We start from the raw sequence: 7,564 nt of genomic DNA, 5'->3' as shown, positions 1-7,564 counted from the left end.
TTTCGTCGATTTGATATCTCAACATATCAAGCTCTCTCGCGCGCTCAGACATATTTTCTTGCAAGTTATCTACTTCCTGCTTAGCTTGTTTATATACTTTGTATGCGTCCTTATATGTGTTATAAGCTGATTGACCTTCTTTATTGAAAGTATCTAAATATTCATGATGTGTATCAGCATCAAGTAATCGCTGGTTGCTATATTGACCATGAATATCTGCTAAATATTGACCAATTTCTTTTAAAGCCTTTAATGGTATAGGTTGATCATTAGCTAAGATACTTGATTTGCCATTACGGTTAAAGGATCTAGATAAAATTAGTTGGCCTTCTTCAACCATTATATTTTTAGATTCTAATAATTCTTGAATACTTTGGTGATTAGCAATATCAAATATTCCGTCTATAACAAAACTATCTTTACCGTGACGAATAAACTCGCTGCTCGCGCGTTCTCCTAATAGGATACTAAAGGCATCCATAAGAATGGATTTCCCTGCCCCAGTTTCGCCGGTAAAGATAGTTATGCCATCATTAAATGAAATATTCATTTGCTCAATCAACGCAAAGTTGCGAATGCTCATTTGCGTTAACATATGATTAGTCCTTCATTAAATCTTGGATTTTCGCTAAAATCGCTGGAACTTCAGCTTCAGATTTTGCAATTAACAAAATAGTGTCGTCCCCTGCTAATGTACCGATAATTTCAGTCCATTTTGCATGGTCGATAGAAAATGCTACAGATTGAGCAGAACCAGGAATTGTATGTAATACAACTTGGTTTAAACTGTGATCAACCTTAATTAAAGAATCTTGGAATAATCTGTTAATGCGACTACGAGATAAAACTACGTTTTCCTCTGGAGATAACGCATAACGATAATGTCCATCGCCTGTAGGAATTTTGATTAACATCAATTCCTTGATGTCACGAGAGACTGTAGCTTGTGTTACTTCAATACCTTCTTCTAATAAGGCCGCTGCTAATTCCTCTTGTGTTTCAATCGCCTTGGACTGTACGATCTCTTTAATTTTGTTATAGCGATAGCGTTTCATTTTGAACTCCCTTTTTTAAAACTTGCACATAAAAGAGAATAGTATCTTTCTGATAATATTATACCATATATTCATAATTAATATATGGTATAAATCGCATATATTATACGTCTTATGCATATTATACTAATATTTAAAATATTGTTAAGATTCCATATACTGACGTTGTATAAATTCATAGCCCATAAGGTTAATCTATTTATAGGGAATTAATAATTTAAAAGTAGAAAAATATACATGTATAAATAAAAGCCCCTTTATAGGGGCTTTTACATGTTGATTATGAGTTTTATTCATAATGAATAAAGATATATAGCTTTTTATCGTTTTTGTAATATAAACAATTCTGGTGGGTTATTAATTTGGTTCATTGGATGCCAATGACATACATTATACAATTTCTGTTCTAAATCAGATAAATATGATTTAAGGGATTGCATTTCATCCATCCCTTCAGGTGTTCCTGGGTAAGCAACAATTGTGATAACGCCAGACTTAGATAATTTATGTAATCCCTTATCTATGGCTTCTATAGTTTGATGCGGTTTAGTTATAACTTTATGATTACTACCAGGTAAATAGCCTAAGTTAAAAATCATTAAATCGATAACCTCATCTTTTAATTGATGAGCTAATGCTAGATCATGAGAGTCATGAATAAAGGTTAGACTCACATCAGGTGCAATATCATTTGTCTTCAGTAGTTCTTTACTACTATTGATTGCTTTCATTTGAATATCGATACCATATAAATGACATCCTTTTGGTGCACGTTTTGCTAAATACAATAAATCATGGCCATTACCACATGTAGCATCAACAACTACTTTGGCTTTTTTCATCGACCGATCCCAGATTAAATGTTGAAATTGAACAGCATTGTTAATGTTAATCACGAAACCACCCCACTTGAGATTTGGTTATAATAATTCGTCTCTACGAGACGCTAATTTTTTAAATAATGTACCAAAGAAACATTGATCCTTAAATCGTACAAATAAGCAGTATACAGGATTAGAACTTATATGTAAGGTTTCTTTATTTGTAAAAGTATAGTCAAAGGTACCATCAATACAAATGTGTAATTGTGGTTCTCGTTCAGGCATTGTAATTTGAATTGTATCATGCTCCTCTAATACTAGAGATACACCTTGAATCAAATGTGGAGCTACAGGTGTAACTATGATAGATCTATTATCTGGTTTCATAATTGGACCACCAGCTGATAGGTTATAACCTGTAGATCCTGTAGCAGAGGAAATGATTAAACCATCAGACGGATACATTTGAGTGTGTTGATTATTAACAGACATATTAATGCGTGCCATTTTAGCTGGTTCTGCACGGGTTATAACTATTTCATTGATAATAGGAACAAGTTCTTCTTCTTTGCCATCATTACGGTCAATATAAGCATATAAGTGACCGCGCTTTTCAATCTTGTAGTCACCTTTCACTATACGTTTTATATGACTTTGCATTTGGTGAATTTCTATTTGATTTAAGAACCCTAGCTCACCTAAGTTAATACCGCACACTGGTACATTATACGGATAGATTTGTCGGGCTAAATGAATGATCGTACCATCCCCACCAAAACTAAAAGCAATATCTATTTGTTTGAAGATTTCAGGACGGCTTACAATATGAGTTTTTGGAATCTTAAGTACTCGTGCAGGTGCATCTGATTCGAGATCATCTGGCAAAAATACTTCGATACCTTCTTCTTTACAAATATGAGCAGCCATTTTGAGAACTGCCATAATGTTGCTTTTCCCCATATTCGGGAAGAATCCGATACGCATAGTAATCTCCTATAACGAATGAGCTTCGGTAACGACTGCATCAATTAATTCGTCGTTAATAGTTAAAGCCCCTTCTTCGTACTTTTTAAAATAACCTAAGAACTCAATATTTCCTTCCATTCCTTTAATAGGTGAGAAGGTTAAACCATGGATATACAGCCCACAGTCATAAGCTACTTGTAATATTCGGTGTAAAACCTCTTTATGGATAGCACTATCTCGTACTATACCACCCTTACCAACATTTTCTTTGCCCGCCTCAAATTGAGGTTTAATTAAGGCCACAAGGGAACCTGTATCTTTTAATAAGGTAGTAGCAACTGGTAGAACTTTGTCTAAAGAAATAAAGGCTACATCAATAGAAATAAAATCGACAAGTTCACCTAATTGCTCTGGTGTGACAGTGCGGATATTTTGTTTTTCCATGTTGATAACACGCGGATCTTGACGTAATTTCCACGCTAATTGGTTGTAACCTACATCAATAGCAAAAACTTTAGTTGCCCCATTTTGTAAAGCACAGTCTGTAAATCCACCTGTACTAGCGCCTATATCAACCATGACAGCGTCTTGTAAATCGATAGGATATGTTTGGATAGCTTTTTCCAATTTAAGCCCACCACGACTTACATACGGTAATGTATTGCCTTTTACCAGGATATTAGCATCAACAGGTACTTTTGTTCCTGCTTTATCTATGCGCGTAGTATCCATAAAGATAAGTCCAGCCATAATAGCAGCTTTTGCTTTTTCTCTACTTTCAAAAAGACCTCGATTGACAAGGAGTATATCTAACCGTTCTTTACTGCTCATAGTACACCATTATAAATATAATAAAACTGAATATAGGCAACAAGAATACCTAGGATTAAACCACCAAATACTTCCACAGGCGTATGTCCTAATAACTCTTTTAGCGCCTCTTTACGAGTAATTTGAACAGGAATATTTTTCTTTGTAAAATATTCCACAATTTGATTTAGTATTTGAGCTTGTCTTCCAGCCTCTAATCGAACACCTGATGCATCATACATAACTACAATAGAGAATACTAAGGACAAGATAAAAAGATCTGATACACCATTTTTTAGATAAATAGCCGTAGTAGTAGCAATGACAAAGGATGTATGGGAACTAGGGAATCCACCGGAGCCTACAAGGCGTTCTGGCCGGAATTTACCATGTCTTACAAGTTGCCATACGAATTTAATTGCTTGAGCGGTAAACCAACCCCAAAATGCGGCTTGCGCTATGTAGTTATGTGCTATTTGTGGTAATAAATCAATCATTCTTTGTACCTTCTACAGGTAATACCTATTAATTCGTACGTTTTAAAAGATAATCAATTAATGCTGCCAATATAGATGTATCATAAGAAACGGAGTTTAATGCATCATGAGCCTGTTTACCTACTGCAGCGGCTTGCTCTTTTGCCCCCTCTAAACCAAGTAAAGATACATAAGTAGATTTATGTTGGCGAATATCACTGCCAGGTGTTTTTCCTAATTCTTCGATAGTACCTGTTACATCTAGAATATCATCAGTGATTTGGAATAACAATCCTAAACAATTAGCATATTCCATTAATGCTGTTCTCGTAGCAGTATCTGCATTACCTAAGATAAGGCCTAACTCTACAGACGCATTAAATAAAGCCCCCGTTTTGCCGCGATGAAGAACTTGTAACTCATCTAATGGAATATGTTTATCTTCACTGAGCATATCAAAGGCCTGACCGCCGACCATACCTTCTGGACCCGCTGCAGTCGCTACACATTGAATGGCATCGAGTTTCTCTTGAGCCGTAGCCGTCTTATTGGCGGTCATTAGTTGAAAGGCATATGTCAATAAACCATCACCCGCTAAAATAGCTAAACCTTCACCATATACTTTATGATTTGTTAAATTACCTCTACGATAATCATCATTATCCATGGCAGGTAAATCATCATGTACTAAGGAATACGTATGGATACACTCCATTGCACATAAAAACTCTTTATAATCAGCAGGATCTTTTTGAAGCATTTCTAACACAGCTTTAGATAAGATTGGTCGAATTCGTTTGCCCCCTTGCATTAAGCTGTAATTCATAGCTTCATAAAGGGGCTTAAATTCTTGATTTGGACTAGTTAATACCTCACCTAACCATTGTTCAATATTTTGTTTGCTAGACGCTAAATATTCTTTGAACATAGAATCTCCTTATTCGCTGATGCGGACTTCTTCGATAATTTGTTGTACCTCAGCTTCAACGGAATCAAGCATTTCTGCACATTCCTTAACTAAGGTTAAGCCTTTTTTATATTGATTTAAGAGCTCAGAGATGGTCATATCACCATCGTCTAATTGCTTAACAATATCTTCTAAGGCTTTATATTTTTTCTCATAACTTTTTAGTGATGCGGCCATCTTTGTGCGCCTCCTTTACCGTGGCTGTAACATAACCATCTGCTAATGTAACCCGTATATCGTCATTCGGTTGTAATTGGGCCACCGAAGTTACGGCTTCATTATTATGTTCAACCTTTGCGAACCCTTTAACCATCATTTGTAATGGATTTAATGACTCTAACTGTTGAGCTAATAATGCTAAACTATGCTTTTCCGTATTACATCTCTCTTTAGTAACATTTGTTAATGTCTGTGAAAGTTCTTGTAAATATGATTTTTGCTTATGTAAAAACTGAAGCGCTGGTATACCAAGTCTGCGATTAAAAAGTAATGTCAAATCTGTACGTTTCTGTTGTAGTGTATAACGTATATATTCATGCAAATACTCTTCTTTTTCTGTTAATTGATCTTGCAATGTAGTAAGCGACAAAACTGCCATCTCTGCAGCATGACTCGGCGTAGCACCGCGTGCATCTGCCACATAATCACATAAAGTGTAATCAGTTTCATGTCCTACAGCGGAAATAATAGGCGTATTAGCCTTATAAATGGCTTCTACTACAGCTCTATCATTGAAGCACCACAAGTCCTCCATGGAACCGCCACCACGACCAACGATAATAACATCTACATCAGGATCTGCATCGGCGGCCGCAATACCTTTTGCAATAATAGGTCCCGCTGTATTACCTTGTACAGGCACAGAAAACAATTTAAATTGAACTAAAGGATTACGTCGCTCGCTGACATGGAGAATATCATGTAGAACTGCGCCAGATTGAGACGTGACGATACCAATACAGCTTGCCATATACGGTAAACTTTGTTTGTGACTATCATCAAAGTATCCTAAAGCTGTTAATTCTCGCTTTAATGCATCAAATTCAAGCTGTAACGGGCTTTTAGAACCTATTTGCATATCTGATGCAATGAGATTTAAACGGCCCATTTTATTGTAAAAGTTAACAGATGCTTTTACAGTTACTAATAAACCATTTTGAATGGCATTAGCCAACCCTTTTTGCATAACAGTGCTAGACCACATGGTTACATCAATGGCAGATTCCTCATCTTTCAAAGAAAAATACATGTGCCCACTACTATGACGTTTAGCATTGATAATAGTACCGCTTACATAAACATTTTTAAGTAGATATTCACGATCTAAGGTGCGCTTTATGAGATTGTTCAATTGTGTAATGGTTAATACATTCACGATGATCCTCTAGATTCTTGTAAATAAGCTGCGCCAAACGCATTTCCTGTAGCATTATCAACAGAAAATTGTGGCTGCGCCACATGTAATGTCATACGATTGCGTTTGCAATAGGATTCCATTCGAGTACGAAGTAAACTATTGCTCATCACACCACCTACAGCGATAAGTGTACGAACTGGTTTTTCTTTAATATGATAGGTAATCATTTTTTCTAAAGCATTTCCGATAGATGTAAATACAGCTCTAGCTAAATTAGATTTATCCACATCACTCATGGTTTCATGTATACGCCGCATAGCTGCGCTGCAAGGACCGGCAAAACTAATCCATCCCTCTTTCATAGATGATGGTAGTGGCTCATACTCTGTAGTTTGTAATGCTAATGCCTCAAGATGTTTTCCTGCAGGAAATGGTAAGCCCATAGCAACACCGATGCGATCCACATATTGACCACCTTGCAAATCTTTAGAACCGCCAATAATGTGAGATTCAAAAATCCCTTCACCTTGATAATGGCAATATACGAGCTCCGTAGTACCGCCTGATAAATGAAGTGCTAAAAATGGTTTACTAGGAATTGTTTTTAAATCTCGTAGTGCTGCTAATATATGATTTTCTTGATGCGCGAAAACTTGTAGCGGTACATTCATCACGTGACTTAGTGATTCTCCATGTCCTAGACCAACCATAAAGGCAGGCATATAAGAATTTTCCTCGCGTCGTGGAAAGCCACTAACACCGATACCGCTAATTGGCACTTGCGGTAATTCTGACATTAGCTTAGGCAATGCCTTTGTATGCTGAAAGACCATATTTGATTGTTGTAGTCCTCGCTCCCCATGTTTAACCTCTAATAGTTTGCGCGCTTCTCCGACTATGTGAAAGTCACTATCTATAATGGCACAACTCGTGGTGTAGCAACTGGTATCAATGCCTAAGTAATATCGTTTCATTATCTACTCTTGTTGTATGCATCTAAAATTGCATTAATTAATTTATAAGAAGCATCAGAGCCAAATTCTTTTGCTAATTGAATGGCTTCATTAATAGCAATGGATGGTTCTAATGGTTCTACTTCGTTAGTCATTTCC

At 36.3% G+C, this 7,564-nt stretch carries 11 protein-coding genes; all 11 read right to left on the bottom strand.

All coding sequences use genetic code 11. The features are described 5' to 3' along the window. On the bottom strand, window positions 1-595 hold a 595-nt coding region (locus Q0F90_RS05880; protein ID WP_296004150.1), incomplete at its 3' end, for an AAA family ATPase. A gap of 4 nt (window positions 596-599) precedes the next feature. Continuing rightward, complete coding sequence (gene argR / locus Q0F90_RS05875) at window positions 600-1,055, bottom strand: arginine repressor (RefSeq protein WP_004695825.1); 456 nt, start codon at window positions 1,053-1,055, stop codon at window positions 600-602. 320 nt (window positions 1,056-1,375) lie between these two features. After that, entirely contained in the window at window positions 1,376-1,897 is a 522-nt protein-coding gene (locus Q0F90_RS05870; RefSeq protein ID WP_296004149.1) for a class I SAM-dependent methyltransferase, read from the bottom strand. Window positions 1,898-1,975: 78 nt separating this feature from the next. Further along, on the bottom strand, window positions 1,976-2,860 hold the full coding sequence (locus Q0F90_RS05865) for an NAD(+)/NADH kinase (protein ID WP_296004148.1): 885 nt from the start codon (window positions 2,858-2,860) through the stop codon (window positions 1,976-1,978). A 9-nt stretch (window positions 2,861-2,869) separates the two neighbouring features. Further along, window positions 2,870-3,673 carry a TlyA family RNA methyltransferase gene (locus Q0F90_RS05860; protein ID WP_296004147.1) on the bottom strand — a complete coding sequence of 268 codons (804 nt, stop codon included), beginning with the start codon at window positions 3,671-3,673 and terminating at the stop codon, window positions 2,870-2,872. Further along, complete coding sequence (locus Q0F90_RS05855; protein WP_296004146.1) at window positions 3,670-4,149, bottom strand: divergent PAP2 family protein; 480 nt, start codon at window positions 4,147-4,149, stop codon at window positions 3,670-3,672. The genes Q0F90_RS05860 and Q0F90_RS05855 overlap by 4 nt, the downstream gene beginning before the upstream one ends. Before the next feature lie 28 nt (window positions 4,150-4,177). Beyond that, window positions 4,178-5,056, bottom strand: a complete 879-nt coding sequence (locus Q0F90_RS05850) for a polyprenyl synthetase family protein (protein WP_296004145.1) — start codon at window positions 5,054-5,056, stop codon at window positions 4,178-4,180. Between the two features lie 9 nt (window positions 5,057-5,065). Next, window positions 5,066-5,272, bottom strand: a complete 207-nt coding sequence (gene xseB / locus Q0F90_RS05845; protein ID WP_009352545.1) for an exodeoxyribonuclease VII small subunit — start codon at window positions 5,270-5,272, stop codon at window positions 5,066-5,068. Next, on the bottom strand, window positions 5,247-6,470 hold the full coding sequence (xseA, locus tag Q0F90_RS05840; protein WP_296004144.1) for an exodeoxyribonuclease VII large subunit: 1,224 nt from the start codon (window positions 6,468-6,470) through the stop codon (window positions 5,247-5,249). Before xseA ends, xseB begins: the two co-directional genes overlap by 26 nt. Next, entirely contained in the window at window positions 6,467-7,426 is a 960-nt protein-coding gene (locus tag Q0F90_RS05835) for a metallohydrolase (protein WP_296004143.1), read from the bottom strand. Before Q0F90_RS05835 ends, xseA begins: the two co-directional genes overlap by 4 nt. After that, window positions 7,426-7,564, bottom strand: a 139-nt coding sequence (locus Q0F90_RS05830) for a transcription antitermination factor NusB (protein ID WP_367113414.1), incomplete at its 5' end; no start/stop codon positions are given. The genes Q0F90_RS05830 and Q0F90_RS05835, both read right to left, overlap by 1 nt.

This window comes from uncultured Veillonella sp. (assembly GCF_934190855.1).
Taxonomy (GTDB): Bacteria; Bacillota; Negativicutes; order Veillonellales; family Veillonellaceae; genus Veillonella.
This window is presented reverse-complemented; position numbering and strand designations above follow the sequence as displayed.

Excerpts from the sequence above, each read along its gene's own strand:
- Q0F90_RS05865 (WP_296004148.1), bottom strand. The coding sequence starts at position 2,860 with ATGCGTATCGGATTCTTCCCGAATATGGGGAAAAGCAACATTATGGCA.
- Q0F90_RS05860 (WP_296004147.1), bottom strand. The coding sequence starts at position 3,673 with ATGAGCAGTAAAGAACGGTTAGATATACTCCTTGTCAATCGAGGTCTT.
- Q0F90_RS05835 (WP_296004143.1), bottom strand. The coding sequence starts at position 7,426 with ATGAAACGATATTACTTAGGCATTGATACCAGTTGCTACACCACGAGT.
- Q0F90_RS05870 (WP_296004149.1), bottom strand. The coding sequence starts at position 1,897 with ATGAAAAAAGCCAAAGTAGTTGTTGATGCTACATGTGGTAATGGCCAT.
- xseB (WP_009352545.1), bottom strand. The coding sequence starts at position 5,272 with ATGGCCGCATCACTAAAAAGTTATGAGAAAAAATATAAAGCCTTAGAA.
- argR (WP_004695825.1), bottom strand. The coding sequence starts at position 1,055 with ATGAAACGCTATCGCTATAACAAAATTAAAGAGATCGTACAGTCCAAG.
- Q0F90_RS05855 (WP_296004146.1), bottom strand. The coding sequence starts at position 4,149 with ATGATTGATTTATTACCACAAATAGCACATAACTACATAGCGCAAGCC.
- Q0F90_RS05850 (WP_296004145.1), bottom strand. The coding sequence starts at position 5,056 with ATGTTCAAAGAATATTTAGCGTCTAGCAAACAAAATATTGAACAATGG.